The organism is Fulvivirga sedimenti, from assembly GCF_020328055.1.
The window spans coordinates 1-25,830 of record NZ_JAIXNE010000007.1 but is presented as its reverse complement, the minus strand read 5'-3'; the positions used below and the strand labels follow the sequence as shown (position 1 = coordinate 25,830).

Here is a 25,830-nt window from a genome sequence, read left to right as displayed (position 1 = left end):
CGCCGCAGATCTCAGGGAGTACCGCCGGGATGACGGTTCGGGGAAGGGACACCCTATTCCCTATTCCCTATTCCCTATTCCCTATTCCTTACCACCTGCATCGGCCCTTAGGCCGATGATTCAGTCATTTCTCAAACTCACCGCCGGATTAATCCTGATAACGCGCAACACCTGGGTGCCAACGGTGACCAGTGAAACCAGCAGCATGATTCCGCCGCCGATGATGAAATACCACGGACTCATATCGATCCTGAAGGCCATCTTTTCGAGCCACAGGGAATTCAGGAACCAGGTTGCCGGAATCGCCAGTAAGATCGCGGTTCCAACCAGGATTATGAATCCTTTTCCAAGGTAGGCGAACAACTGCTGATCCCCCGCTCCCATTACTTTCCGAATGCTGATCTCTTTTACCTTCAGTTCCGTGGTAAATATTGTGATTCCCAATAAGCCCAGGGTTGCCACAAAGCTGGCAATCACCGCCATCACCAGCAGGATCTTAATCAGGTCGCCAAACATAATGTCATAAAATTCTGCAGTGATCTCGCTCAGGTAACGTGCCTTAACAACCTTCCCGGGGGTATATTTCTTCCAGACTTCCGCTGCGAGAGCACGTGCCTCTTCATTTTTACCGGGAGCAACCCGAAGCTGGATGAAATTATAACGATCCGGCAATGTACGAATCGCTAATGGTTCGATTTTCAATACCAGGGCCTCATGATGGTAGTTTGGAAATACTCCGGCAATCGTAAGTGATGTGGTATCCGACAAATAGACAAGACTTCCTACAGCATCTGTCGCGTTTTCAAAGCCCAGTTCATTTACGGCTGCTTCATTAATGAGAATTTCACTTTCAATTTGTTCTGCACTACGGGGATTCAACGTCCGCCCTGCTAAAAGCTCTACACCGAGCGTCTCCAAATATTTGGAATCTCCTGAAAAATAGTTCATCCCGTTATCCTCATCCGCCACGTTTCTCTTGATAGTCTCCCCATATGAAGTGCCACTGGCGGGCATGTGCGAGGTGAGTGAAATAGACTCAAAAAGCGTATTGGCTTCCAGTTCGTTTTTCACAATCTCAAATGATTCGTCGTCATAAGGAATGGTAAGAACCCTGTCATTGTCAAAACCCAGTTTTGCATTCATCATCATATCCACCTGCTGATAAAGGATCATGATACTGATAATGAAAATGAGTGATATGGCGAACTGACTAACCAGCAGGAACTTTCGGAGAAAAACACGCGAAAATATTTTCGAACGATTCATGTCACGAAAGATCTGGATCGGCTGAAAAGACGATAAGGTAAGTGCCGGAAATACACCGGCTACAATGCCTGTAAAAACCGTAAACCCAAAGATCCATCCCCATACCCACCAGGCATGACTAAGCTTCCACTGCAGGATCCGGGCAAAGTTTAATTGCGCAAAGGCAGGCTCAAGCAGGAGAAGCAATACCAACGCCAGAACCAGTGCCACCAGGCAGATGATCACCGACTCAACAATAAACTGTCCGAAAACCTGCCACCGGCTCGCGCCCGCCACTTTACGAACGCCAACTTCGCGTGTCCTGTTCATGGACCGTGCGATCGTAAGATTGATGTAGTTGAAGCAGGAGGATCCCATGATGATCAGTCCGAGCCCCGAAAGGATATACACAAAAAGCCATGGCATAAACGGGCCGATCTCATTGCCCATGATCGGACCGGGTTTGATATCCGTGATCTTTTGAAGCGGAAACGCGAAATCCGCCTTGGGATCATCCGCAAAATGTTCTTTGTTGAGCGTTTCCAGGTATGCTTCCACATCTTCCGGGTTGGAACCTTCCTTTAATGCCATATACACCCAGCCGACAGTTGTATTTCCCCAGGAATCCAGATTCCGACCGAGAACACTGTCTGCCTCCAGCGCATATGCAGAACTCATGGAAGCTACGGCCTCAAAAACGATGTGTGACGTATTGCCTTCATCTTCAATGACCCCCGTAACCTTGTAAACACCCTTTTCATCCATGTCCAGGTCCTGTCCGAGCGGATTCTCGTCTCCATAAATCTTTTTTGCAGCCGCCTCTGTAATGACTACTGAAAACGGATCCTTGAGGGCCTGCTCAGGATTTCCCGACTTGAGTTTGTATTCGAATAGCTGAAGAAATCCGTCATCGGCAAAAAAGCCTGCAACAGGGAGTGTGGGATCATCAAGATCCCCTACCCAGCTATTACCAAAACCCCGTCGTATCCGAACAGTTTGCTCCACGGCAGTATGGTTATTTTTCAGTTCTTCCGCCATGGGAAGAGGTACAGTTGCATACTTGCTGAAAATACCCGGGTTATTCAGCCTGTCGGTGATTATCCGGTAAATACGGTCTGATTTTGTGTTATACCTGTCCGATTCCAGCTGAAAGGATACCGTCATGATGATCAGCATACAGATGGATAATCCGATGGATAACCCTGCCACATTGATGAAGGTAAAGACCCGGTACCTTTTCATGTTGCGAAGTGCTGTAAGAATATAGTTGCGAAGCATGTTGTTGTTGATTTTGAGTTTTGAACTTTGTTTGGCGTGTGTTAATCCTTCTTATTGAGTCCGCCGGAAATCAGGAAATGCAGCAGAAATCCCAGGGAAACGCTAAGTGCAAAAACACCGTACGGCAAAGGGGATTCCGGACCGTAATCAATAAATTCCAGGATGATCAATGCAAGGCCGCCAAAGAACACAACAAGTCCCCATTTCAAGGTTGTCATCTTATTGTCTTTCTCTTCTTCTTTGGCCAGTATGGCCACACTTTCCTGGTCTACATAGCCCTTTTCAACCATTCTCTTCTTTAGAAAATAGGTAGTGAGTGTTTTAACAAACAGGATCAGGCCGATCACCATAGGCCCCAGGATCATCAGGGGCATCAATACGTCTTTCAAGTAAGCGCTCATGTTATTTTTATTTTGATTTTGCCGGTTAGACAGGCCTACCCACAGGCAGGGTTGCAGATTTTATGAATTTTTTTTTTGTAGATTTCTGCAACCCTGGAAAAAGTTCTACTGTCAAACGGTTAAATGAAGGATGATCAGCTGCTGATTGAACGTACACTCAAGGGTGATATGCAGGCATTTCGCTGGCTTATCACCCGAAATCAGCATCTGGTTTCACGTGTGGTCGGACGGATCATACAGAATGAGGATGAAATGGAAGAGGTTTGTCAGGACGTTTTTCTGAAAGCATACGACAAACTGGCCACCTTTCGGGGAGTCTCGAAGTTTTCAACATGGCTGGTGTCCATTGCCTATCACATGAGTCTGAATCATGCGAAAAAGAAAAAGCGCCCTCAGGTCTCCATCGATGAAGTTCACAGCCGTGGCGCCACGGAACGCGGTGCGGATGACGTGATGGAGCTGGATGATCTGAAAACCACGCTGGAAAATGCGCTCCGGAAGTTGCCCGAAGCACAGCGAAATGTGATCACCTTATTTCACCTGGAAGAAATGACCTATGAAGAGGTGGCTGAAATAACCGGAATGCCAATCGGAACCGTCAAAAACTATTTATTCCGGGGAAGAAACCAGTTGAAAGAAATTTTGAAAGTGTTAAAAAATAACGAAGTAATATGACTGACGAGGAATTACAGGAGTGGCTCGATCACAATAAAGAGTTCACTTCAGAACCATCTGAAGAGGCAAAAGAATATCAGGACTTGTTTAAAGCCCTCGATCAGCATCGCGTATATGAACTCCATGCCGGGTTTGCTCACCGGGTCACATCACGTCTCGACCAGCGGAAGGCATCAGACAAGCCACTTTATTGGGCTGCTGCCCTTGGTGGCCTGGGATTTATACTCATCGCTGCCATTGTATTGCTGATCTTTGGTGGATTGCCATCTATTTCCCTGTCGGGTTCAGGGTTCAACCTGTACATTATGTTCGGCATCGGCATCATCATAAGCGCATTGTACTCCATTCTCGAAAAAAGAACCGCTGCCAGAAAGGACATTTCAGAATTTAACTAAATACCGTACTTTCGCCGCATGGCAACGGATCCCCTCATTAAAGCACTCCGCAATACCCGGTTTCATCCAGTGATGGACATGATTTCCGGTAATGCCCGTCCGCATATTTTGGATCTTTCTTCATCCAACCCCAACATTGAATCGGTTGACCTCAACGATGAATTTGCATTCAGCAACTTCATAACGAACAGCATTAAGAATGCAGGTTGTGATTACGGAATTGGGGGGTATGGGGAAGACAGGATCATTTACACGCGTTCCGATGTATTCGGTACCGCACGCAGTATCCATCTGGGTGTTGACATTTGGACCGAGGCGGGCAGTCCGGTGTATTGTCCACTTGAAGGAACAGTTCACAGCTTTGCCGACAATAACAATCATGGAGATTACGGCCCGACCATAATCCTGGAGCATAAGGTTGATCAATACACTTTTTACACGTTATACGGCCATTTGAGCCGAACTTCTCTCTCCGGCTTAAGAAAAGGATTGCTGATAAAGACAGGAGTACAATTTGCCGCCCTGGGGGCTTATGATGAAAATGTTCACTGGCCTCCCCACCTGCATTTTCAGCTCATGAGGGATTTGGGCGATAAGACAGGAGATTACCCGGGAGTGTGTGCACGTTCGGAGCAGGACTTTTACCTGCAAAACTGTCCGGACCCTAACCTGATTCTGCAGGTATCGGTGTTAGAATAAAATAATGTCTGACTTATTTATTTGATGGAGCGCCATGATGCGTTCTGCTGAATTACCTTCAAAATTGGGTATGCAAAGCAGATAAGTCTTCTGTTTCCTGAGGTAACGCGGCAGATCGGAGGAATTACCCAAAATATCAACGGTTCCGTTCCTAAGCTGACTGCTTCCAATAAATTTTTGCCAGGCCAGCAGATTCGACTGGCCTTCTATCAATACAACACGGATCGTTGCCCCTGCTTCCGACAGCAGGGATGTAAGGCGAATAAATTGCTCTTCCTGTGTCGGACTCAGGTCAGTCTCCGCAAAGATAACTGCCTGATCGAGCTTCACGGTTTTTCTGGAATCCTTGAAATGCAGGTAGGACAGTGAGCGGGGCTGATTCTCCATCCATTTCCACCGGTCATTGAAATCCATGACCAGAACTGACTCTTCCCTGCCGAGTTCAGCGGAAGGTTCATAGACGGGCACGACGGAGGCTGTTCCTTCGATATTCTTCTTCTGAGCTTGTTTCAGATGGGATTTAAGGAGTGCCTCCTCGGTTTTGAATTCTTCCAGCCACTGGTTGAGTTCGTTGACTGTCGAATGTCCGTTTGAACTTCTCATCGAAAGGAAAGCCCGTAGTTCAATCGGCAGTTTAAGCAGAGCGCTCAACTGAATTGCTTTGCTGACCACCACATCCGATTCAGGATGCGGGCCTGCAAATGCAACCACCTTATTTAGTTGGTTAGTTGTCATAAAAAAAGGGATGCCGCAAGACATCCCTTTCTGTAGAATTCTGATCTTTATTCGTCATCGCTGGCGAACGCAGTAAACATCCAGTGCGTTTTCTCCAGGTTTTTCACGAAGTCCTTTATCATTTCTTCAGTACCGACATCTCCGACATCGATTGCTGCGTCTGCTGCATCTACCATGTAAGATAGCAGAATTTCAAAATCATTCAAAATCTCCCGCACCATCTCCATGCCGGACATTTTTTTGTTGGTAGGAGTCTCCTTAATAGCAGATACTTCCAGGTATTCTGTAAGTGTGCTTAGCGGTCTGTAACCAAATACACGGATACGCTCAGCGATCTCGTCGATGTTTAACTTTGCCTGCTCGTACTGCGCTTCAAACTTCTCATGAATATCGAAGAAATCTGCACCTGTCACATTCCAGTGATAGTTTCTCAACTTCTGGTAATGTACATGATAATTCGCCAGCAGCTGGTTCAAAGCATCTACAATTTCCTTGGTTTCCTCTTTTGAGTAACCCAATTTCTTATAGGCCCAGCTTCGCGTTTTTTTTGTGTTAGTATCGTTGATTTTTTCCAAAATATCAGTTTCCATAAAATTAGTTTTTCCTTTTGTTCTCTATTATTATAACGTTTTTTAGCCCATATTGTTCATTAATTTGGAATCAAATACAGAATAATGACCCAACTCAGGGATTTCTTCCGGAAGTCACCAAAAATGGTGGAAGATGTCAGCAATTATCCAAAATCTGCTGAAGAGATCTTTCACGAACAGGTGCGCATGGGATTGGCCGAACACAACCGATCTCCGGGTGGATTATTCGTTTCTGCCATAGCGGCCGGGCTGGAAGTTGGCTTTACACTGTTTCTGACAGGGATCATCCTGACGCTCTTCATGTCGGATGTTTCAGGTCCGCAAATGCATGTCTGGCTGGCTCTCTGTTATCCGATCGGATTCATCTTTGTTGTCATTGGCCGAAGCGAATTATTCACAGAACATACAACGCTCGCCGTAATTCCCGTACTGAATCGTTCAACGACGGTAAGCAGTCTTCTGAAGACGTGGGCCATCATATTCATAGGGAATATAATTGGTGGCTACGGGATGGCTTTTATTCTCACGCAATTCGGACCGTCATCAGGAATCATTTCTGTAGACGCGTTCAATTATCTCTCCGAAAAAATGGTTGAGCTTCCCTGGAATCTCATGCTGGGAAGCAGCATTATTGCCGGCTGGCTGATGGGCCTTCTCTCCTGGCTGGTGACCTCCTCGCAGGAAACGATCAGCCGAATCCTGATGGTCATTCTGGTAACATTTCTCATCGGTATGGGCGGATTGCACCATTCGATCGTTGGATCGATCGAAGTTTTCGCAGGTGTGCTTACCGGGGGAACTTCTATCAATGACTATTTCCACTTTCAATGGTGGACCACAATCGGTAATATTATCGGCGGGGTGGTATTTGTATCACTGATTAAATTCAGCACGATCCGTCTCAGCGCGAAGGAGGATAGCGATTAAACAATCTTCTTGTCGATATAATCGGAATTCAGCAATCCGAGTGCTCCCATATACCGCAGTTTGAAGGAAATCAAATCGCCCACTTTATAATTCCGGTCACTCGCCCCAAGGTCGATTACCATCATGTCACTGCTGGCGCCCGTAATTTCAATCCTGTCATCTTCCGGAATCAAAAATTCAGGAGACATATCAAGCAGCCCAATGTCCAGAATAGCCCGGTAGGATTTTTTGCCGTAGTCCTCCTCATTGATCTCTGCAATCTCACCTGAAGGGTTTTCTGCAAGTTCACCTGTGGGCACCTTTGGCTTCTCGTGTAATTCAATGATTTCGGCAAACAGTTTGAACACATCGTCGCGCATGCCTTCAACTTTTTCCATAGTAAACAGGTTCAGGCCAAAGTAAAGGATCTCTCCCACCCTGAAGTGATTGACTCCTTCCGGCCGCATATTCTTCATCAGCAACGGGATCGTGACCGATGTTCCCCCGGATACCCAGGGTATTTCACGGTTAAATTTAGCCTCAATCAACTGTTTATACAGGCTTAGCTGTATGAGTTTGTCATGTGATGGCATCACGCCGTGCAGACAATTGAGGTTCGTTCCAAGGCCAACGATTTCAATATTAGGGAGTTTGAACACCCTGCCGTAGAAATCCAGCACCTGGTTCCCCACAACACCTTCCCGAAGATCCCCCATTTCAATCATGATAAGGATCTTGTGTTTCTTGTTCTGTCGGACCGCCTCGTCGGAAAGCATCCGGATCGTAGCATACTCCGTATTCAGACTGACATCGGCATATTTTATGATGTTCTTAATGCTGCGCTTGGCAGGGGGCTTTATGTAGACGGTCTGAATGGATGGATCAATCGACTTGACCACCTTCAGGTTACTGATGCGGGAATCATGTATTTCCCGCACACCCAGATTGATGACCTCCTTGATGTAGGCGCGGTTTCCACAAAGCAATTTGGTTACCACACCCCATTCAATATTCCGATCCTCAAATAATTTTTCCAGGTAATTATAATTGTGCTTCAGACGATCCCTGTACAGTTCTATAAAAGCCATAATTTTTACTTTACTACTATTCGTTCAATACTATGTGGAAGCCGGGTAAGGAGTTCATAATTAAGCTGATTTGACAACTCTCCAAAGGATGAAACGGAGATCTCCTTGTCCCCCGCCCCTCCAATCAATGTTACCTCATCTCCAGGATATACCTCATCCAGTTCACTCACATCCACCATGGATGCGTTCATATTGATAATTCCAATAATCCCAAGCCTGTGATCCCTGATCAGTACCCGGCCCTGATTGCTCAGCGCCCTGCTGTAGCCATGCGCATACCCCACCGGGATAGTCGCCACTCTAATATCCTGTTCGGCCAGATAGCTGGTGCCATAACCGACGAATTCCCCGGTCTTCACGCTTTTCACAGCCATCACACTGCTTCGCCAGGTTAAAACCCTTTTGAGTGGATCCCTTTTATCTTCCTGATTTTCCTGCTTCGCCAGAAAGTCGATAAATACTTCCTTCCCCGGCCAGAAACCATATTGAAGAATTCCTATGCGCACCATGTCCATCCGCGTCTCAGGATAAATCATGGAGGCAGCAGAGCACGCAGTATGATGAATTTGTGCATTGATCCCCATCTCTTTTAATAGAGCGGTCAGCCGGTGAAATTGTGCAAGTTGCCGTGTGACCCGCACGTGGTTGGCCACACTTTCAGCACCTGCAAAATGAGTACATACGCCTTCAATGGTAACATGCGATTTATGAGTGACAAGAATATCAGCCAGGGCCTCCAGCATATGCTCCTCAAAACCGGTTCGGTTGAATCCTGTCTCCAGCTCGATATGAATTTTTGCAAGTTTTCCTGAATTCTGCGCAGCAATAATTGCCTTTCGCACACGCCCCATTTCAAACACAAAAAAACTAACCTCTTGCTGCACAGCCCATTCAATATCCTCATCGGTCATGAAACCCATGATCATGACGTCGGTATTCCGCCCCGAAACCGACTTCACCTCCCTTGCCTCATCGCCACTGAACACGGAGAAATGCTCAATTCCACATTCCTCCGCCATGGGAACAAAGTGACGGATCGAATGACCATAAGCATTTCCCTTCACCACAGACGAAATTTTCACATCGCCCATATGTGTTTTCAGAAAATCAATGTTATTCTGAAGGGCCTGCTGGCTTAATTTTATCACAGAGGTTTTAGACATTTTTTAGTATTTCTTTGAATAGTTGGATACCTGTTGGAATAAGCTCGTCCGGAAAATTATATTCCGGATGGTGCAACGGAGGCTGATCCTTACCGCTCCCGAGGCCGAATAAAACCCCCGGATACCTGCCTGTGAACCAGGCAAAATCTTCACTCCAACGGAAAGGTGTATTAATTTCCTCACCCTGAAAGGAGAGTGATTCGATGGCGTTCTTCAGTACCGAAAGCGGCTCATCTGCATTAACAGTAGCTGGGAAATATTCTGTTTTTTCAACGACACATCCGAGACCCTCCTCCAGTGCAATTTCACGGACCTTCTCTTCCAGCTGCTTACAAACGTTATCCAGCATTTCAGTACGCTCACTCCGAAGGGTAAAATATAATTCGCCCATTCCCGGGGCAATTCCGAAGGCTTTTTCACCCATCTGAATGTGCGTTGTGGTGATAATGGTATCGGATGGCAGGGATTGTCGAAACCCCCGAACAAACAACAATATGCGTTCGATGGCGGATTCAGGAGAAATACCTTTTTGCGGTTCGGCTGCATGAGCGGTTCGTCCTGTAAGCCTGATGATCATTCCGGTTGAAGCACACGCAAACGTATCTTTCCGGTATACCGGCATCCCCATTTCATACCCGGGAAGGTTATGAAATGCGAAAACCATATCGGGCTCAAAACTGAACCGCGGATCCCCGAGTACCGAAAAAGCCCCTTTACCGTTCTCTTCACTGGGTTGAAACAGGAGCAGAACCTGTCCGGAAGTCACACCAGCCTTGTCCAGGTATCGGGCAAAGCCGGCCAGTATGGCACTATGACCATCGTGACCGCAGAGGTGGGCCACTCCATCTGTTTTAGATTTGTAAGAAAGTCCCGATGATTCCTCCTGAATAGGAAGTGCATCCATGTCGGCCCGGAACATGATGGTCTTCCCCGGAGCCTTCGAATCGTAAACGAGGAGAATACCTTGGCCCCCAATCCCTTTGACAATAGTTCTTCCCGGATGTTCTCCAAGAAATTCAAGAATGCGACCGGCTGTATTGACCTCAAATCCGGATAGTTCCGGATGTTGATGAAGCGCGTGCCTCAGGTCGGTAATTTCACTTAATTCAGCTTGTGAGATCATGTGCCCTACCGTGTTAACCGCATTTCCAGGTATTTATTTGTAAACCCTAGTTTTTCATACAATTTTCTGGCAGGATTATCCGGCTCCACGTGAAGCGCAATGCTTCCTTCAGCCCGCTCAATGGCAGCGTTCATGAGTTTCTTACCCAATCCCTGTCCGCGGTAGTCGGCATGCGCAGCAATATAAACCAGAATGTTTTCAGGGATATATCCTTCCATACCGGTTCTGTTCACCACTACTGCGCCAACAACTTTACGTCCGTCCTTCGCGACAACCACAAAACCACCCGGTCGCACACCCCGGTCGAGGGAATAATCAATCGCTTTCAGAATATCTTCTTTTTTGTCACCATACTGGTCCAGGTGTTTAAAAAGAAAATTCGCCACCTGTTCCCGTTGAATAAGTCCGACCGTATCTGCCGGTGATAATATTGTAATTTGAATCATTTGTTTATAACTGGTTAATTGACCGGCTCCATCGCCTGTCTTTTGTTGAATATACTGATGATAATAAAGATCGCTAAAGCAGCCGATATACCGAAAATATTTGCATCGAGTCCGAAAGGAAGCGACATCCCGGATAATATCAGCACGAGCGTGATGCTGCCCCCTGTGAGCATTGCCATAAACGCAGCAAGGGAACTTGGCCTTTTCATGAAGAGAGCCCCAATTACAGGTATGAACAGTCCGGACACCATAAATGCATAGGAATACAACATCAGGTTAAGGACATTTTCCATGAAAGCCGCCAGAATCAAGGCCAGTACGCCTACAAGCAGCGTAAGCCATTGCGAATTGCGAAGTACCTGCCGGTCTGCCTTACCCGAATGAAGCCACTTTCCAAAAACATCCGTTTGCAAGTTTCCGGATGCCGCCATCAGGCAGCTGTCTGCCGTTGACATAATCGCCGAGAAATATGCCGACATCATCAGGCCCATAAGCCCAACCGGCAATATCGTCCGCAGTAAAAGCGGCAATCCGATTTCTGCATCCATGGCAGACGGATCTGAAAATCCAAGTGCTTGAAACATTCCCTGCTCTGCAGCAACCCTTGCAAAAAGCCCTAGTAAAACGCCCATGAAGGCCATTATGGGCCATTCAAACAGTCCGGCTATGAACCATGCCTTTTTCGCCACTTTTTCATCTCCGCAAGCATAAATTCGCTGGTATAAGGTCATCCCAACAAACCAAATAGGAATTATGGTGACCGACCAGTTGACAAGCGTTTGCCATTCAATATTTTGAAGTGACAGCAGCTCCGGCCCTACACTTGACACAATTCCATCATAACCCCCTATGGCAGAATATCCCATCGGCAAACCAATGAAGATCAATCCTCCCATCAGGATAAGCCATTGAATCGTATCGGTATAGATAACAGCCTTAATCCCTCCCATCACCGTATAGACGATCGCAATCACTCCCATGACAAGGAGTGCCGTTTTCATATCCAGGGCAATAAACGTGGCTGATGCGAGTTTGGCACCTGCCAGGATTTGAGAGCTGGTGAATCCCACGTATCCGATAGCTGAGATGACCCCCGCTAAAAGTGCAACGCGTTTGCTGTAATAATGGCCGAAGAGTTGGGGGAAGGTGAGAAATTTTTTGGCGGTAGCCAATTTACTTACGGTCGGAATCAATAAAACTGCCGCAAGCCATGCGCCCAGCAATCCTGTAAATAACATCCAGCTTCCGGAGATACCCATGGTAAAGCCCAGCCCTCCGAGGCCAATGGAAAAACCACCGCCAACATCCGTAGCAACTACAGAAAGGCCCACATGCATGGCTCCCATGCCACGACCACCTACATAATAATCTTCGCTATTTTTGTTTTTGCGCAGGAAGAAAAACCCCACACCCAACATCACCAACATGTACGTGACAAAAATTGTCACATCGATCCAATGCATCCTTTTTGAGTTTGCCGGTTCGTATTTGTTTCAGGTGTAAAGCTACGGACAGCAATCGGCAATGTCCATTATACGGCCGACTTTCCGAAAAATGTAGCCAGGAAGATCATATATACCTACAGATATTCTGAATATTCACTGGTGCGGGCAGCCCGTTCACGGTTTCTTACCACCAGGTAATCATTGCCTTTCTGCTTTGTGCGATATCCCAGGAGATGGAAAAAATCACGGGCCATGAAACGTGCAACATGAAGATTTACACGAAGTGCATCTTTCTTTTCCGACATCCAGGAGACACCGGGAAGTAATGTGAGGAAAGAGTCAAAACGAATGAACCTAAGGAGTGAAGAAAGCCATATAACAACCTGTGGTATTTTCCGGATTATGAAGAAACCATCTTCCCCCTGCTTTTGATAGAGCGGCATAAATATGCGGCCGCCTTTTGATGCATAGACAGCATTTCCATTACTTTTGGCGAGCCTTTCTTTTTTTCTGATGGGTTGAAAATTTTCAAAACCCGCTTCCATTTCAAAGGATTCTCCCGGCTGTATACGGTGATAATCCAGGATCTCGAAAAAATCATGTCGCCCTTTTGTCTGTTGCGCCAGTTCATCGGCGTAATCACGCAGATCGCTTTTTCCGGGCAATATGCCTGTTTCTTTGAGCACAAGATGAATAAAGGCCACCTGATTCTTAAAGGCGATTTCATCATCATGCTGTCCGGCCTCAAAACCAATGGCAATGTACCCCAGTTCATTGATATAGGTCAATAAGGGACCATCGAGATACTCCTCTATTCCCAATACCACAGGAACCGGAAATTTGAGTGAGAACCGTCGATTGATCATGGTATCGTTAATGGTAATAAACGGAATGGTCCTGCTGGAAGTCGTATGCAGATCAATGAAATAAAAAGGTCCTGAACCGGTTTGGATGATGCGCTGCAATTCCTGGTACAGGTCATACTGTTCACGGATATCCAGTATTCCGGTATCTATCGGGCCGGTTTCAAGTTGCCGGACGCGATCAAGAGTCCACAATCGGTTGAGATCCCGTTCATGAAAGCGTATACCTTCCTTCAATGCACTTAAATTACCGGCAAACGCGTATACGTTTCCCTGTCTCACATCCCCGAATAATCCGAGGCCGGATAATACATCACGCAGTGCATGCACACCGGATGGTTCATTTCCGTGAATACCGGCGGTAAATATAACCGTCGGCCCGACGCCCGTCTCAACCTTTCCGATCAATCGCTGATCCACGTTCTGATGCTTTCTGTTCTTCTCCAGGGCCTTATCCATTTCTATAATTTGCCAGGTCATTCCTGGTAAGTATGCCTATTAATCTCTTATCCTGAACTACTGGTAACGATCCGATTCCATGATGCTGCATGAGGTCAATAGCCTCCTCGATCAACTTGTCTTCGGTTACCGTGATCAGGTCCACTACCATGATATCCGCCGCGGTCAGATAAGGATTCTCCCTGATCTTTTCACGATGGACCTCAATATTAGTAGAAGTGATCAAACCTACAAATTCACCATCACTGTTTTCCACCGGCATATGGTGAATGTTCTTCCATTCCATCACACGTTCCACCATTTTTGCCAGATCATGTTCATGTGCAGTAAAAAGATGCGTGGTCATATGACGACTAACATGCCGAACCAGTCCCAGGTCGGTATGCCCGGCCCCACCCCATTCATTCACTGAAAGCTCGGTCTGCTGATAGTCATGTATCGCCCCGGTTAGCAGCGTTAAGGCGTCCTCACGCTTTTCTTGCGTGAGAAGCTCACGGTAATTCCGGATCATCCAGCGTGCCCCCGTTACCCCGTGAATGCGCTCACGAATTACATTCATATATCGCCAGATTTCCTGTTCGGTTAACCCAATTCTATTAAGTCCATCAATCGCGATCGGGATGAAAACCTCTTCAACCAGTCGTCCGACACTCATTCGTCCATCCATCCAATACATACTGGCAACCGAACCGCTGCGGGCGGCATTGATGAAATTAATCTTCACATCCCGGAAATCCATCAGGTCTTCCATTCTGTCATATTCCTTCGGCCTTCCAACCATCAGACCTACCCAGAGCGCAAAATTCGCTATTTCATCGATTACTGAAGGTCCGCTCGGAATGTAACGGTTCTCAATTCTCAGGTGGGGTACACCATTGGTCGTACCATAGCATGGCCGGTTCCAGCGATAAATCGTACCGTTATGCAGATTCAATGCTCTGAGTTTTGGGATTCCTCCATCCCGGAGAACCTGCATACTGTCTTCTTCTATATCAGAGCTAAGAAGAATCTTATACCGCGCTACATCATCCTTATAGATATCCGTTACCGACTTAATCCAGTTCTTCCCGAAGGTCACCCGGGGTTCCATCTCATTTAAAAAGCTTGACGTACAGCGCGTATCAATACTTTGCTGAAATAAGGCAATTCGTGTTTCACTCCAGAGTTCACGCCCGAGCAACAAGGGAGAATTGGTTGAAATAGCAAGTAAGGGACCGGCGATCGTCTGAGCCCAGTTGTAACTCGGAACGAAATCATCCGGATCTATCTGCAGATGCATCTGAAAACTTGTATTGCAAGCTTCGAACAGGACCGAATCATGGGTAAGTGAAAGTTCATTCACGCCAATGAGGTGTAATTCAAAATCACGTCCCCTGATCTGCCGGATCACATCGTTGAGCGCCTTATACCTTGGTATGGGCGTCATGTAATCATCGGTAAGATGTCTTTTCAACACGGTAGGCAAAATACCCGTGAGCAAAATCTTATTATCAAGGGTTTTTGCGGCCTCTGCCGCCTTTTTCAACAAAGACTTGAGGGACTCCTCCATGTGTAAAAAGCTATCCGGACCTAGCCTTACCGGATCCAGGTTCAATTCCAGATTGAACAACCCCAGCTCAGTAGTAAAGTGTGGATCATCTATTGCCTTAAGAATCTCCATCGCGCTTGTAGATGGAGACCAGTCATTATTTACGATACAAAACTCCTGTTCCGCACCAATGCGCAGAAAACCCGGTTCAATTATGGCTTTTTCCAGCATATATTCCAGGGCCTCAATATCCAGTAAGAGTTTATGTATAAAATGGCCGCGGTCCTTTTTGCCAACTTGCCGAACCTTATGTTCACCCATAATTACCGTAATTGATTCCCCTAAATTTACAATGCGGAGCATCTGTGAACGGTGATAAGCATCAGTATATTCACTGATCCTGTACCATGAAATACCTGTTAACTAAAGAAAAAAAATCAGAGAAGCTGATTTATCACTACCGCGAGGGTATCGGTGAGCGTTTCATTAAATCCCAGCTGAGTAAACACGACAGATCCCTGTTGATCAATCACATAGAGGGATGGATATGCCTTTACAAGATACAGGCTGTCGGCTGTACGATCGTTCAGAACAATCTGGTAGCGCAGATCATTTTTCTCAATAAATCCCGGTAAACGTTTGAGTGTTTTATCATCATTATCGAGACTGTTTATTCCTATTACCACTACATCTGAACCGAAGGAATCATGAATTTCATTTAAATGAGGGATGGCCTGAATACAAGGCATGCACGACATATACCAGAAATCCATGACCACCACCTTTCCGCGGTAATCATCCAGCGACCAGGGCTCACGGGTTGGCCAAAGGTCTCCGGAAATTTCAGGAGCTTCCTGCCCCGGATTCAGTAATTTATAATCTGTAGGATCCCTGGGTACGTAAGCGGTTACAGGATATTTAGAAGTAAGTTCATGGCGCCTGTCGGAAAAATTTTCGGCTGTAAGGGTATTGAACCCGATATTGGATAGTTCCCAGTGGTTGTATTGATAATTTCCCTGAAACATCACCTGAAAACTCTTTTCATTGATGACCAATCCGTCGGGATCAATCCAGTAATGCCTTTCCTGTTGATAAAAGGGATCTTCATCCGGTTCTTTTATCGTAATATGATATCGCCCATCCGCTTCCCTTTCCAAGACCGACTGATTCAATGTATCCTGAACCTGCTTCAACAGGTCGGAAGGCTTCATGAAATTTATAGCGATCGCATCACCGGCAGTATTTCCGGTAATTACCCAATCCTCACCCAGATGCGGCCTGAAGGTTGTAACGGCGGAATCCTTGTAAACGACCTGGTAAATGGTATCAAGGTCATAGAGATTGCCCCAGGAAGAGCCCTCCCTTTCCACATGCATCCAAATCATCCCTTGGAATACAGAATCTTCAGGAATCCGCAACATCTCCACATCTACCGGGTAGGTTAATGTGTCATCACTATCAAAGTACTTAGCATGGTAGGTTACAGAATACGAAATACTCTGACGAACGTTATACGCCTCAACCACATCTTGCAATAATTCCTCGGCAGATTCATATTCGGGACTGCAGGCTAGAGAAAACAGCAGCAGTGATACTAAAAAACAAGATTTTATTCTCATACAATTCCTGAAATATCAGAATTCCTCGTTCGTGATGATAATATCAGAACCAAGGTATGAATTATTTTTTAACGAATACCAATGTCGCATATGCGGGATTCTGATTCCTTGATACTCCACCAATCCCTGGAATACAATCCGTTCACCTGCATCCGCATTATCCGGTTCGATCAACTCCACCCCCATAACACTATGGGTATCCGGATCCAGAAATACTTTCCAGACCGGCTTAATAAGTGGCTTTTTCCATTCAATGGTAAATACGAGTGCACGATTACCCTGAAATGTTCCGGCAGCAACGTCTCCCAGATTTCTGATACGCGAAAGGTCGAGGCTCATGGGGAGCCCATACATCACCCTGTAAAAATCCCGGTAGCCAGCGACACGATCAGGATAAAGCCGGTACCGCGCCCTCAACTCTTCATCGAACTGTTCACTGCCGTCCAGCAGTACCATGGGCTTTCCATTGGCATCCATGCTATACGTTGTAAGGTGATCTTCCCTGTTCCTTACGAGTGAAAAGGTGCCATCTGCCACATTGAGAAAAATTTCTGAAAACCTGGTGGGATTGGCAACCCGTGGCTCCTCGATATGAAAATTAAGCAACGCATTATCCCATTTCCCGGTAGGGTCATGGAATGAGCGGCTTTGGTTGATGGTATGACGTGTTCTTTCCGAGAGTTCCGCTTCCGGAACAAGCCATCCCAGTGATGCGAGCAAAAAAATAGAGGAAATAAAGCGCATTTAATAAAAGGGTTTTACTTACCATACGACAGGGATATGCCGAGGGTTGACCAATTCATTAATTAATCTGCGTTTTCTTCTCGATAAATATTTTTTATGATGGCGGTGCTGCCCGCCGCACTTACACCTACCACCATGTTCGGATTGTACAGCAATCGAATAAGTTCACGATCAATTTCTGCATAATTGGTCGTGGTGGTCCAGTCCTGTTGAAAAATACTGGTTGGATAACGTTTGGAGTCCTTGGCGAGACCAAGCGACTGTGTTAATTCTTCCCGTAGTAAATGAAGTTGCTCAGTATTATTTGCCCGGTCAATATCCACATACATATGTCCGCCGATGAATTCTGCCCGCTGATTAAAAACCAGATAGAACAAACCCCAGTTAAACGGGACATACTCACTCTGATATGGAAAATGCTTCACGTATTCGGTCCCACTGCCGAAAAAAAGGTAATAATTCGCTTCCAGTGAATCCTGAACCTCGATCATTTCAAAACCATCGGTGGCAAGGGAGTTAATTTCATCCTTGATGTCGGCAAATTCCTGCAAAAGACGGGAATCAGGTCGCCCCCCGATAAAGACCCTCATCGGGACTTTCCATTTTCGTGTGATCTCCGGGAACTGTCCGAATTCAAAACCCAGGGCAATTTCATTAAAATAGACCATGGCCTCCTCCTGGAAGGGTGTAAATTCCCTGGAAACAACATCATCATCGCTGCAGGCAACGAATGCAGGCAAAAGCAACAAAACCCACAGATGCCGGTATTTTCTGATCATTTTTCTAAAAGTTGCCGGTACAATTCAGCCCTATCCATCAAATCCGGGCCGATTTTTTTAAGCTGTTTGTTGATCGGATGCCCTTCAGAACCATCACTGTTTTCCCAATATTCAAGGACACCCCCTTTGAAATAGTATGTTGTTACCGCTGTTACAGATTTGTCGGGATCATACCATTCATTATCACCGTTTGATTTTGCAACTGACTGACTCCAGAATTTCGGACGATTGAATTGTACTTCTGTAATTTCCACCCGTTCCAGCATGCCATCAGCATAGATAAAAGATTCAGAATATGAACCTATCTCGGTTTCACTTGCAAAGTTGATATTTTCAATTTCTGCCGAAGAATAGGCACCGGTAACTGTTCCTGACCGGCCCTCCTTGTCAATATAATCAGCTGTTCGGATGTCGCTGGTTTCTTCATTACTATCTAAATGAACCCCGTTATATTCGGCCGACTGGGAATATGAAGTAGCCATCAGGGATGTTAGAATCAGGGAAAGTATTAATCTGTATTTCATTTCTTCACTTTTTCCGCCGACAGGATAAAGGGAGAATTGACCATCTGAAATAACAGCCTGTCACCTCTTCCTGCGACAATAAATTCGGTAACAACCTCCTTCTTCCTTTTTTCAAGAAATCGAAGTGTTCCTTCTTCCTCATCATATTTCCATCTGGCATTTTCCACGTAAAGCTGCGGTACCCGGGTGCTGAAATCGGCCCTTCCCGATTTGACCAGAACGATAAAACTTCCCACCAGTGCGTCTGCAATCATGGTCAGATCAGTTTTTGTGGCGGCATCATAGTAAAAAGTATCGTTGATTGATACTTCAATAACCTTCCAGGTTCCTTCCAGCTCTTCAGTGGTCTGACAAAAAAGATCAGTAAATATACTGAATAAAATAACTACGGATAAAACGTACTTCATAGCATATCGTTAATAAGAAAGATACAATGCGAAGCAATAAGAACAAATACAGACATACGCATTTGAAAATAATTGACTAATTTGGAGATGATGAAGAAAGCACTCTTTTTGCTTTTAGCGACCGCACTGATGGTCTTTTCAGCAGAAGCTCAGATAAAGGTACGGATCGCTAAATTGAAATATGACGGAGGAGGCGATTGGTATGCAAACAAAACAGCGCTCCCAAATCTGATCGATTTCTGTAACCGGGAACTCAATATGAATCTTGAACCCGAAGATGACGTGGTTGACGTGGGCAGTCCGGAATTATTCCTGTACCCATATGTCTACATGACCGGCCATGGGAACGTTGTATTCTCTGATTCGGATGCTGAAAACCTGCGCACATATCTTGAAGCAGGCGGCTTTCTTCATATCGATGATAACTATGGCCTGGATCAGTTCATCCGTATTGAAATGAAAAAAGTCTTTCCTGATCTTGAATTCGTTGAACTGCCCTTTGACCATCCCATCTATGATCAGAAATTCCGTTTTTCTGAAGGACTCCCGAAAATTCATGAACACGACGGTAAGCCTGCACAGGGTTTCGGACTCATCTGGAAAGGGCGACTGGTCTGTTTTTACAGCTACGAATCTGATCTGGGCAACGGATGGGAAGACCCGAGCATTCACAATGACCCTGAAGAGAAACGGCAGGCAGCGTTGCGGATGGGTGCAAATATTCTAACCTATGCATTTACACAAAAGCAACGAATGACGCCATGAACAGAAAAGACGCCTTACGACTGTTGGCCGCATCCCTGGCTATGCCAACAGTGGCTTCATCAATGGGAACCTCAGAGAATTTGAACCTGTTTGGTGGCAGGATCCGGCAGTCCGTATGCCGATGGTGCTTTCAGGATATTCCCTTACCGGAACTGGCAGCAGCTTCAAAAGATATCGGATTACAGTCTGTGGAATTACTGGGCCCTGATGAATGGCAGGTGGTACTTGATGCAGGTCTTACGTGCGCTATCGCCTACGGTAACGACCACGGATTAACTCGTGGCTTTAATGACCCGTCGCTTCATTCCTCTTTGATGGAACAATACGCTAAAAATATTCCCAAAGCGGCCGATGCAGGTCTGACACAGATCATTTGCTTCCCGGGCAACCGCAGGGGTATGGATGATCAGACGGGACTTGAAAATTGTGCCCGGGGACTGGACCCTGTGATCAAAATAGCCGAGAAACATAATATTGTAATCAGCATGGAGCTGATGAACAGTAAAATAAACCACCCGGATTATATGGCCGACAGCACCGCCTGGGGCGTTGCACTGGTTGATAAAATAGGTTCTCCCAATTTTAAGCTGCTGTATGATATATATCACATGCAGATCCAGGAAGGAAATGTGATCGCTACCATCCGCCAGTATTCCGATTATATCAGTCATTATCATACGGCAGGGGTTCCCGGCCGACATGAAATTGATGAATCACAGGAATTGAACTATCCGGCCATAATGAATGCGATAGCCGAAACCGGCTATGCCGGATTTGTTGGCCAGGAATTCATCCCGGCCAGACCCGACAAAATGGCTTCACTGGCCCAGGCACAGAAAATCTGCGACGTGTAAAAGTAGTCTCTCAAGGCGGCTAAAAGGCCGCCTGGTAAAATGGTTAATGAGACACCCCCCTCAAGGGTGGGGTGATTTACCTCCAAATACTAGTCGTAGATATCCCGAATGCTGGCAATGATGGGACTCAATGGTGAGAAACCTCCAAATAGAAAAGGCACTAAATAAAAAAACCCTGGTTTTTCAACCAGGGTTTTAGAGAGAGAAAATAAAATCTTACGTAGCCCAGGTTTTTCCTCCGGCCTCTTCCAGGGAAATGCAGCCATGATATTCCACAGGAATGGCCTTATACTGCAGTACTTCGGTAGCTCCCGGCTGAGAAGTGAAGAATCCTGTTACAGTGAGCTCCTTCATCCGGTAAAAGAATTGTACGTCCATCGAAGGTTCCTGACTTCTGTCGGAAATCGCCGCCTGCATCCGGGTATTATATTCCTTCAAAAGACTTTCCTGCTCTCCGGAATCAAGTTCGTTGAAGGCATTGCCGGTACTCTCCTTACAAGCAGAATCAAAAGCTGACAGACTTTCGATAAAACTGGCTTGTTCCTCCTGGCCATAAACATCCTTTACCATATCCTCGATAAACTTCGGAACGCCTGCCTCCACGGCTCCCGGTGTTCCGGTTTTGGGGATGATGGTCCCGGCCATCGCAGAGACAAGTTGGGCCTGATCCTCGTTAAAGAAAACAGGCACCCAGGTAAGTTCGGGCTCTGCCTTGCATCCTTGCATGATTCCGGCAATCGTTGAAGCAGAAAGTGCTGTACCCATCACCAGGGCTGTTCTTTTTAATGCTTCCCTTCTATTCATTCCTTTCATATCAGAGATTATTCTTTTTTAACTCATTTACGGCAAAGTCTGCAGCGCGCGCCGTTAAGGCCATATACGTAAGTGACGGATTCTGGCATCCTGCTGATGTCATTGCCGAACCATCTGTAACAAAAACATTCGGAACCTCATGCAATTGATTGTTGCCATTCAACACCGATGTCCTGGGATCACGACCCATTCTGGCAGTACCCATTTCATGAATACCAAGACCAGGCCCGCCGATGCTGTCATAACCACGAACATTCCTGAATCCGGCACCTTCCAGCATTTCTATGGCCGATTCCTGCATATCCTTACGCATGGCCATTTCATTGTCCTTGAATTCACAATCGATCACAAAGGTTGGAAGTCCAAATTTATCCAGTTTCTCAGTTGTAAGCGATACCTTGTTCTCATGGTAAGGAAGACACTCACCGAAACCGGTAAGCCCCATAGTCCATTCACCGGGTGTGGTAATGGCCTCTTTCAGTTCGCCGCCTATGCTGAGTTCAGCCACGGCACGTTGCCAGCCTTCACGGCTTGCAGAGCCCTGGTACCCAAATCCACGTATGTAGTCAGTTCGTTGTTCTGAGATATTTCTGAATCTTGGAATATAGATACCGTTCGGACGGCGACCACTATAATAGCGATCCTGGAATCCGGGATACTCTCCACGCGCCCCAACCCGAAAATGGTGGTCCATGAGGTTATGACCCAGTTCTCCGGATGCGTTACCCATACCATCCGGGAAAACATCACTTACTGAATTCTGAAGGATAAAGGTTGATCCCAGTGTTGAAGCACACAGAAATACAATCTTTGAATAGAATTCCATGTACTCATTGGTCTCGGCATCGAGTATGCGTACACCCGTTGCACGCTTATTCTCTTTGTCATACAAAACTTCCGTAACAATGGAATGAGGTCTTAACGTCATATTCCCTGTCGCTGCAGCCGCAGGCAGTGTGCTCGACTGCGAACTGAAATATGCACCGTACGGACAACCTCGTGTACACAAGTTTCGGTAATTACATTTGCTCCGGCCGTTGTGATTCTGGGTGAGGTTTGCAGAACGCCCTATGGTCATGATACGATCGGTGTACCGCTTGGAAATACTGTCCCGCAGATGCTCCTCGACACAGTTCATTTCCATCGGAGGAAGAAAATTACCATCGGGTAATTGAGGAAGCCCCTCCTTTTTGCCATTAACACCAATGAACGATTCAACATAATCATACCAGGGTGCAATATCTTTGTAGCGTATCGGCCAGTCTACAGCAATACCATCCTTGAGGTTTGCTTCAAAATCAATGTCACTGAGACGATAACTCTGCCGCCCCCACATTAATGATCTGCCACCCACGTGATATCCGCGAATCCAGTCGAAACGCTTCACCTCCGTATAAGGATGCTCGGTATCCTTAATCCAGAAATGTTTGGTCGATTGGCGCACCGTGTAGCCTGTTCTGTTTTGAACATAATAATCCTTGGATTCTTCCGCTGTGAGGCGGTCATTGTAGGGAAGTTCCCATGGAGCCTTGTTCATGGTGGGGTAATCCGTCAAATGTTCGACCATCCTGCCCCGCTCCAATACAAGGGTTTTCAATCCCTTTTCTGTGAGTTCTTTTGCAGCCCATCCCCCACTAATTCCGGTACCTACAACAATCGCATCGTACGTGTTCTGCTTCTTTGCCTTCGTGTTTAAATTCATATATTCTGAAATGAAGGGTAAAAATTAAAGCATTTTGAACAAACCCGGGCACTGGCGGATTTTTTTTTAACTTTTTTTTAATAAACTAAGTTTTTAGTTTGTCAACTAAATTATTAGTCATATATTTGAAGCAAGCTAATTCGGAACTATGAAAGAACTCACAAAAGCGGAAGAACAGGTTATGCAGATCCTCTGGCAGCTGGATAAGGCGTTCGTTAAGGAGATCATCGCAGAAATGCCTGAACCCAAACCTGCATATAATACGGTATCCACCATCATCCGCATCCTGGAACAGAAGGGATTTGTTGACCATGAGGCATTCGGCAAGACCTACCAGTATTTCCCCATTGTTGATAAGGACGATTACAGTCAGTTCTACCTCAACAACTTTCTCAAGGGATATTTTAGCGGATCCTTTGAACGGCTAGTCTCCTTTTTTGCAAAGGAAAATGAACTGGGCATGAAAGAGGTAGATGAGTTAATGAAACATGTTAAGAAAAACTTGAAAGAAGGCGAAAATGAATAATTACCTGTTATATCTGTTTGAAGCGAATTGTACACTGTTACTGCTCGGCCTGTTCTACTATGGTTTCCTGAAAAATGAAACCGATTTCCGGCGCAAGCGATGGTACCTGATTGGTTCATCTCTTTTCGCGCTGGTATTGCCGCTGTTTCGATTCGATCTGTTTCCGGATCAGGGTGAGACCCTGAAAGGCATTCAAACCATGATTCTGCCGGAAATAGTAATTGGTGGTGGTGAAATTGCCGAGGCAGAGACAGTCACATCATCCTTTACATGGATCCCGGTCCTCTACTGGACTGGCGTTGTGCTGTTATCCCTCTGGCTGATGTTTCAGCTCGGGCAGGTAGTGTGGTTCTTTATGGCCAATACACACCGAATGTCCAGAAAAGGCAGCTATATCATCATTCATACCAATGGTACACTTCCCACATTTTCATTCTTCAACCTGCTGTTTCTTGACAATTCAGTAGAGCTCACTAAACAGGAGGAAGATAAGATCGTGGCACACGAGATGGCACATATCCGTCAGATGCATTCAGTTGACATACTATTCCTTGAGGCGGTAAAAATCTTTTTCTGGTTTAATCCGGTAACATGGTATAACCGGAAGGAAATCCAGGATTTACATGAATACCTGGCGGATGACGTTATTCTGAAAGAAACAACACCTGAAGATTATTCAGACCTGCTCGCGCGCATGGCGCTAAACAAAGCACACTTGTCCATCGGACATCACTTTAATAAATCAAAAACTCTAAAACGGATCAATATGATGAACACAACAAAAACTCAAATTAAAAAATGGAAATGGGCATCACTTGCCCCGCTGGTCGCGATCATCCTGATAGCATTCAGCTGTAATGATGAAGCGATGAATGATCTTCAAACGGTCGTAGAAGGATCTGCCATGGCGGTTGAAATACCTGAAAATATCCAGGTTGAAATGCAGAAGCTTAAGGAGAAATATCCGAATGCTGAATTTGAATACCTGGAAACGAGCGCGGATAATGAGGAGGAACTAGCGCGTCTGAAATCTATGGACCCCAATACAATCGCACTGGTCGATGTGAATAAGGAGGAAAACCGTATTGGAATGATCGTACGAAAAGACGGCGTGATGACCCGTGTTGCGGAAAACACCGGTGACGGCGAAACTTTCCTTGTGGTAGAACAAGCGGCCGAACCGGTGGGTGGATACCAGGAATTCTACAAGTACATTGCAGATAACCTGACATACCCAGCATCGGCAAAGGAAAAAGGTATTGAGGGCAAGGTCTATATCCAGATGATCATTGACACCGATGGTTCCGTTACCGATGTAACCGCTGTAAAAGGAATCGGTTACGGATGTGACGAAGAAGCTGTTCGTGTAATTTCTGCAGCACCTGCATGGCAACCTGCCGAGCAGCGTGGAAAAAAGGTGAAGCAAAAGATCGTTGTTCCAATCGCTTTTGCACTGGGTGGCGACAGTCAGTCACATGGCTCAAACACCCCTCCTCCGCCCGCACCCGGAGAATTGAAACAAGATTTCTTTAAGATGAAGCTGGACGTGCAGCGATCAGGTGATGCTGTATATGGCAAAGTATTCGGAGAGGATGGAAAACCGCTGGCTGGTACGAACGTGGTAATCAAAGGGACTACCCGCGGTACCGTATGCGACCGTGACGGCAGTTTTAAGATCAAACTGGATAGCCCGGATCAGGAACTGGTTTTTAGCTATGTAGGCTATGAAACAGCAAAACTCTCAAATAACTAAGGTCAGAAAATTTCAAGGTTGAAAACGAAAAAGCTGTCCCGAAAGGGCAGCTTTTTTTTATTTATGAATACTCCTAACTGCATGCTTCCCGCATATGCGACCCCCGCTTTGCAGGGGTCGGTTTGTTTAACAATTTCTTGTCTCACATATGCCACCCCAGTTGCACAGGGGTCGGTCTGCTGAACTATTCCATATCTTACGTATGCGACCCCTGTTGCACAGGGGTCATTCTGACTAACCATCATTTGCTCACATATGCGACCCCCGTTGCACAGGGGTTGGTCTGCTGAACTATTCCATATCTT

The 25,830-nt window shown here is 46.1% G+C and carries 26 protein-coding genes; 8 read left to right on the top strand and 18 right to left on the bottom strand.

Features of this window, described 5'->3' with window-relative positions:
- Positions 1–120: 120 nt before the first annotated feature.
- Both LDX50_RS27965 and LDX50_RS27960 read right to left on the bottom strand, forming a co-directional pair.
- Positions 121–2,523, bottom strand: coding sequence for an ABC transporter permease (locus LDX50_RS27965; RefSeq protein WP_225699602.1), 2,403 nt, complete (start codon positions 2,521–2,523; stop codon positions 121–123).
- 41 nt (positions 2,524–2,564) lie between these two features.
- Positions 2,565–2,924 (bottom strand): DUF6249 domain-containing protein, encoded by a 360-nt coding sequence (locus LDX50_RS27960; RefSeq protein ID WP_225699601.1) that lies wholly within the window; start codon positions 2,922–2,924, stop codon positions 2,565–2,567.
- A 123-nt stretch (positions 2,925–3,047) separates the two neighbouring features.
- On the opposite strand from LDX50_RS27960, the gene LDX50_RS27955 reads away from it, so the two are divergent.
- Genes LDX50_RS27955 through LDX50_RS27945 form a run of 3 tightly spaced genes read left to right on the top strand, consistent with a single transcriptional unit; the run spans position 3,048 to position 4,693 of the window.
- Positions 3,048–3,599, top strand: coding sequence for an RNA polymerase sigma factor (locus LDX50_RS27955; RefSeq protein ID WP_225699600.1), 552 nt, complete (start codon positions 3,048–3,050; stop codon positions 3,597–3,599).
- Positions 3,596–3,994, top strand: coding sequence for a hypothetical protein (locus tag LDX50_RS27950; RefSeq protein ID WP_225699599.1), 399 nt, complete (start codon positions 3,596–3,598; stop codon positions 3,992–3,994). The genes LDX50_RS27955 and LDX50_RS27950 overlap by 4 nt, the downstream gene beginning before the upstream one ends.
- Positions 3,995–4,012: 18 nt before the next feature.
- A complete protein-coding gene (locus LDX50_RS27945) occupies positions 4,013–4,693 on the top strand; it encodes a peptidoglycan DD-metalloendopeptidase family protein (protein WP_225699598.1) in 681 nt (226 codons plus the stop codon).
- On the opposite strand, the gene LDX50_RS27940 is transcribed toward LDX50_RS27945, so the two are convergent.
- Both LDX50_RS27940 and LDX50_RS27935 read right to left on the bottom strand, forming a co-directional pair.
- On the bottom strand, positions 4,685–5,428 hold the full coding sequence (locus LDX50_RS27940; protein ID WP_225699597.1) for a hypothetical protein: 744 nt from the start codon (positions 5,426–5,428) through the stop codon (positions 4,685–4,687). The two genes, LDX50_RS27945 and LDX50_RS27940, sit on opposite strands and share 9 nt — an antisense overlap.
- A gap of 47 nt (positions 5,429–5,475) precedes the next feature.
- Entirely contained in the window at positions 5,476–6,018 is a 543-nt protein-coding gene (locus LDX50_RS27935) for a Dps family protein (protein WP_225699596.1), read from the bottom strand.
- 84 nt (positions 6,019–6,102) lie between these two features.
- Here LDX50_RS27935 and LDX50_RS27930 point away from each other — a divergent pair, with 84 nt between their 5' ends.
- A complete protein-coding gene (locus LDX50_RS27930) occupies positions 6,103–6,945 on the top strand; it encodes a formate/nitrite transporter family protein (RefSeq protein WP_225699595.1) in 843 nt (280 codons plus the stop codon).
- Here LDX50_RS27930 and LDX50_RS27925 read toward each other — a convergent pair.
- The 12 genes from LDX50_RS27925 to LDX50_RS27870 all read right to left on the bottom strand — a co-directional run bounded on the left by LDX50_RS27925 (position 6,942) and on the right by LDX50_RS27870 (position 19,112).
- Positions 6,942–8,012, bottom strand: coding sequence for an alanine racemase (locus LDX50_RS27925; RefSeq protein WP_225699594.1), 1,071 nt, complete (start codon positions 8,010–8,012; stop codon positions 6,942–6,944). The two genes, LDX50_RS27930 and LDX50_RS27925, sit on opposite strands and share 4 nt — an antisense overlap.
- 5 nt (positions 8,013–8,017) lie before the next feature.
- A complete protein-coding gene (gene alr / locus LDX50_RS27920) occupies positions 8,018–9,175 on the bottom strand; it encodes an alanine racemase (RefSeq protein WP_225699593.1) in 1,158 nt (385 codons plus the stop codon).
- Positions 9,168–10,298, bottom strand: a complete 1,131-nt coding sequence (locus LDX50_RS27915) for an amidohydrolase (protein ID WP_225699592.1) — start codon at positions 10,296–10,298, stop codon at positions 9,168–9,170. The genes alr and LDX50_RS27915 overlap by 8 nt, the downstream gene beginning before the upstream one ends.
- Positions 10,299–10,303: 5 nt before the next feature.
- Entirely contained in the window at positions 10,304–10,744 is a 441-nt protein-coding gene (locus tag LDX50_RS27910) for a GNAT family N-acetyltransferase (RefSeq protein ID WP_225699591.1), read from the bottom strand.
- Between the two features lie 14 nt (positions 10,745–10,758).
- Positions 10,759–12,207, bottom strand: a complete 1,449-nt coding sequence (locus LDX50_RS27905) for a sodium:solute symporter family protein (RefSeq protein WP_225699590.1) — start codon at positions 12,205–12,207, stop codon at positions 10,759–10,761.
- Positions 12,208–12,323: 116 nt separating this feature from the next.
- Positions 12,324–13,532 (bottom strand): succinylglutamate desuccinylase/aspartoacylase family protein, encoded by a 1,209-nt coding sequence (locus LDX50_RS27900; protein ID WP_225699589.1) that lies wholly within the window; start codon positions 13,530–13,532, stop codon positions 12,324–12,326.
- The gene (locus tag LDX50_RS27895; RefSeq protein WP_225699588.1) at positions 13,504–15,360 is read right to left on the bottom strand and encodes a glutamate-cysteine ligase family protein; all 1,857 of its coding nucleotides are present in this window, start codon (positions 15,358–15,360) and stop codon (positions 13,504–13,506) included. The genes LDX50_RS27900 and LDX50_RS27895 overlap by 29 nt, the downstream gene beginning before the upstream one ends.
- A 116-nt stretch (positions 15,361–15,476) precedes the next feature.
- On the bottom strand, positions 15,477–16,658 hold the full coding sequence (locus LDX50_RS27890; protein ID WP_225699587.1) for a TlpA family protein disulfide reductase: 1,182 nt from the start codon (positions 16,656–16,658) through the stop codon (positions 15,477–15,479).
- A gap of 15 nt (positions 16,659–16,673) precedes the next feature.
- Positions 16,674–17,402: a DUF6503 family protein gene (locus tag LDX50_RS27885; RefSeq protein ID WP_225699586.1), complete on the bottom strand. Its 729-nt coding sequence runs from the start codon at positions 17,400–17,402 to the stop codon at positions 16,674–16,676.
- Positions 17,403–17,464: 62 nt separating this feature from the next.
- Positions 17,465–18,181: a DUF2927 domain-containing protein gene (locus LDX50_RS27880; protein WP_225699585.1), complete on the bottom strand. Its 717-nt coding sequence runs from the start codon at positions 18,179–18,181 to the stop codon at positions 17,465–17,467.
- The gene (locus LDX50_RS27875; RefSeq protein WP_225699584.1) at positions 18,178–18,705 is read right to left on the bottom strand and encodes a hypothetical protein; all 528 of its coding nucleotides are present in this window, start codon (positions 18,703–18,705) and stop codon (positions 18,178–18,180) included. The genes LDX50_RS27880 and LDX50_RS27875 overlap by 4 nt, the downstream gene beginning before the upstream one ends.
- The gene (locus tag LDX50_RS27870; protein ID WP_225699583.1) at positions 18,702–19,112 is read right to left on the bottom strand and encodes a hypothetical protein; all 411 of its coding nucleotides are present in this window, start codon (positions 19,110–19,112) and stop codon (positions 18,702–18,704) included. The genes LDX50_RS27875 and LDX50_RS27870 overlap by 4 nt, the downstream gene beginning before the upstream one ends.
- A 90-nt stretch (positions 19,113–19,202) precedes the next feature.
- Here LDX50_RS27870 and LDX50_RS27865 point away from each other — a divergent pair, with 90 nt between their 5' ends.
- On the top strand, positions 19,203–19,877 hold the full coding sequence (locus LDX50_RS27865) for a DUF4159 domain-containing protein (RefSeq protein WP_225699822.1): 675 nt from the start codon (positions 19,203–19,205) through the stop codon (positions 19,875–19,877).
- Positions 19,874–20,731 carry a hydroxypyruvate isomerase family protein gene (locus tag LDX50_RS27860; RefSeq protein ID WP_225699582.1) on the top strand — a complete coding sequence of 286 codons (858 nt, stop codon included), beginning with the start codon at positions 19,874–19,876 and terminating at the stop codon, positions 20,729–20,731. The genes LDX50_RS27865 and LDX50_RS27860 overlap by 4 nt, the downstream gene beginning before the upstream one ends.
- A 216-nt stretch (positions 20,732–20,947) precedes the next feature.
- Here the strand turns inward: LDX50_RS27860 and LDX50_RS27855 are convergent, their stop codons facing one another.
- Both LDX50_RS27855 and LDX50_RS27850 read right to left on the bottom strand, forming a co-directional pair.
- The gene (locus LDX50_RS27855) at positions 20,948–21,544 is read right to left on the bottom strand and encodes a gluconate 2-dehydrogenase subunit 3 family protein (RefSeq protein ID WP_225699581.1); all 597 of its coding nucleotides are present in this window, start codon (positions 21,542–21,544) and stop codon (positions 20,948–20,950) included.
- A 1-nt stretch (position 21,545) separates the two neighbouring features.
- Entirely contained in the window at positions 21,546–23,246 is a 1,701-nt protein-coding gene (locus LDX50_RS27850; protein WP_225699580.1) for a GMC oxidoreductase, read from the bottom strand.
- A gap of 148 nt (positions 23,247–23,394) precedes the next feature.
- Here LDX50_RS27850 and LDX50_RS27845 point away from each other — a divergent pair, with 148 nt between their 5' ends.
- Together LDX50_RS27845 and LDX50_RS27840 are read left to right on the top strand one after the other, a co-directional pair.
- Positions 23,395–23,772 (top strand): BlaI/MecI/CopY family transcriptional regulator, encoded by a 378-nt coding sequence (locus LDX50_RS27845; protein ID WP_225699579.1) that lies wholly within the window; start codon positions 23,395–23,397, stop codon positions 23,770–23,772.
- Complete coding sequence (locus tag LDX50_RS27840) at positions 23,765–25,525, top strand: TonB family protein (protein ID WP_225699578.1); 1,761 nt, start codon at positions 23,765–23,767, stop codon at positions 25,523–25,525. The genes LDX50_RS27845 and LDX50_RS27840 overlap by 8 nt, the downstream gene beginning before the upstream one ends.
- Positions 25,526–25,830 lie beyond the last annotated feature (305 nt).

Excerpts from the sequence above, each read along its gene's own strand:
- LDX50_RS27965 (WP_225699602.1), bottom strand. The coding sequence starts at position 2,523 with ATGCTTCGCAACTATATTCTTACAGCACTTCGCAACATGAAAAGGTAC.
- LDX50_RS27960 (WP_225699601.1), bottom strand. The coding sequence starts at position 2,924 with ATGAGCGCTTACTTGAAAGACGTATTGATGCCCCTGATGATCCTGGGG.
- LDX50_RS27955 (WP_225699600.1), top strand. The coding sequence starts at position 3,048 with ATGAAGGATGATCAGCTGCTGATTGAACGTACACTCAAGGGTGATATG.
- LDX50_RS27950 (WP_225699599.1), top strand. The coding sequence starts at position 3,596 with ATGACTGACGAGGAATTACAGGAGTGGCTCGATCACAATAAAGAGTTC.
- LDX50_RS27945 (WP_225699598.1), top strand. The coding sequence starts at position 4,013 with ATGGCAACGGATCCCCTCATTAAAGCACTCCGCAATACCCGGTTTCAT.
- LDX50_RS27940 (WP_225699597.1), bottom strand. The coding sequence starts at position 5,428 with ATGACAACTAACCAACTAAATAAGGTGGTTGCATTTGCAGGCCCGCAT.
- LDX50_RS27935 (WP_225699596.1), bottom strand. The coding sequence starts at position 6,018 with ATGGAAACTGATATTTTGGAAAAAATCAACGATACTAACACAAAAAAA.
- LDX50_RS27930 (WP_225699595.1), top strand. The coding sequence starts at position 6,103 with ATGACCCAACTCAGGGATTTCTTCCGGAAGTCACCAAAAATGGTGGAA.
- LDX50_RS27925 (WP_225699594.1), bottom strand. The coding sequence starts at position 8,012 with ATGGCTTTTATAGAACTGTACAGGGATCGTCTGAAGCACAATTATAAT.
- alr (WP_225699593.1), bottom strand. The coding sequence starts at position 9,175 with ATGTCTAAAACCTCTGTGATAAAATTAAGCCAGCAGGCCCTTCAGAAT.
- LDX50_RS27915 (WP_225699592.1), bottom strand. The coding sequence starts at position 10,298 with ATGATCTCACAAGCTGAATTAAGTGAAATTACCGACCTGAGGCACGCG.
- LDX50_RS27910 (WP_225699591.1), bottom strand. The coding sequence starts at position 10,744 with ATGATTCAAATTACAATATTATCACCGGCAGATACGGTCGGACTTATT.
- LDX50_RS27905 (WP_225699590.1), bottom strand. The coding sequence starts at position 12,207 with ATGCATTGGATCGATGTGACAATTTTTGTCACGTACATGTTGGTGATG.
- LDX50_RS27900 (WP_225699589.1), bottom strand. The coding sequence starts at position 13,532 with ATGACCTGGCAAATTATAGAAATGGATAAGGCCCTGGAGAAGAACAGA.
- LDX50_RS27895 (WP_225699588.1), bottom strand. The coding sequence starts at position 15,360 with ATGGGTGAACATAAGGTTCGGCAAGTTGGCAAAAAGGACCGCGGCCAT.
- LDX50_RS27890 (WP_225699587.1), bottom strand. The coding sequence starts at position 16,658 with ATGAGAATAAAATCTTGTTTTTTAGTATCACTGCTGCTGTTTTCTCTA.
- LDX50_RS27885 (WP_225699586.1), bottom strand. The coding sequence starts at position 17,402 with ATGCGCTTTATTTCCTCTATTTTTTTGCTCGCATCACTGGGATGGCTT.
- LDX50_RS27880 (WP_225699585.1), bottom strand. The coding sequence starts at position 18,181 with ATGATCAGAAAATACCGGCATCTGTGGGTTTTGTTGCTTTTGCCTGCA.
- LDX50_RS27875 (WP_225699584.1), bottom strand. The coding sequence starts at position 18,705 with ATGAAATACAGATTAATACTTTCCCTGATTCTAACATCCCTGATGGCT.
- LDX50_RS27870 (WP_225699583.1), bottom strand. The coding sequence starts at position 19,112 with ATGAAGTACGTTTTATCCGTAGTTATTTTATTCAGTATATTTACTGAT.
- LDX50_RS27865 (WP_225699822.1), top strand. The coding sequence starts at position 19,203 with ATGAAGAAAGCACTCTTTTTGCTTTTAGCGACCGCACTGATGGTCTTT.
- LDX50_RS27860 (WP_225699582.1), top strand. The coding sequence starts at position 19,874 with ATGAACAGAAAAGACGCCTTACGACTGTTGGCCGCATCCCTGGCTATG.
- LDX50_RS27855 (WP_225699581.1), bottom strand. The coding sequence starts at position 21,544 with ATGAAAGGAATGAATAGAAGGGAAGCATTAAAAAGAACAGCCCTGGTG.
- LDX50_RS27850 (WP_225699580.1), bottom strand. The coding sequence starts at position 23,246 with ATGAATTTAAACACGAAGGCAAAGAAGCAGAACACGTACGATGCGATT.
- LDX50_RS27845 (WP_225699579.1), top strand. The coding sequence starts at position 23,395 with ATGAAAGAACTCACAAAAGCGGAAGAACAGGTTATGCAGATCCTCTGG.
- LDX50_RS27840 (WP_225699578.1), top strand. The coding sequence starts at position 23,765 with ATGAATAATTACCTGTTATATCTGTTTGAAGCGAATTGTACACTGTTA.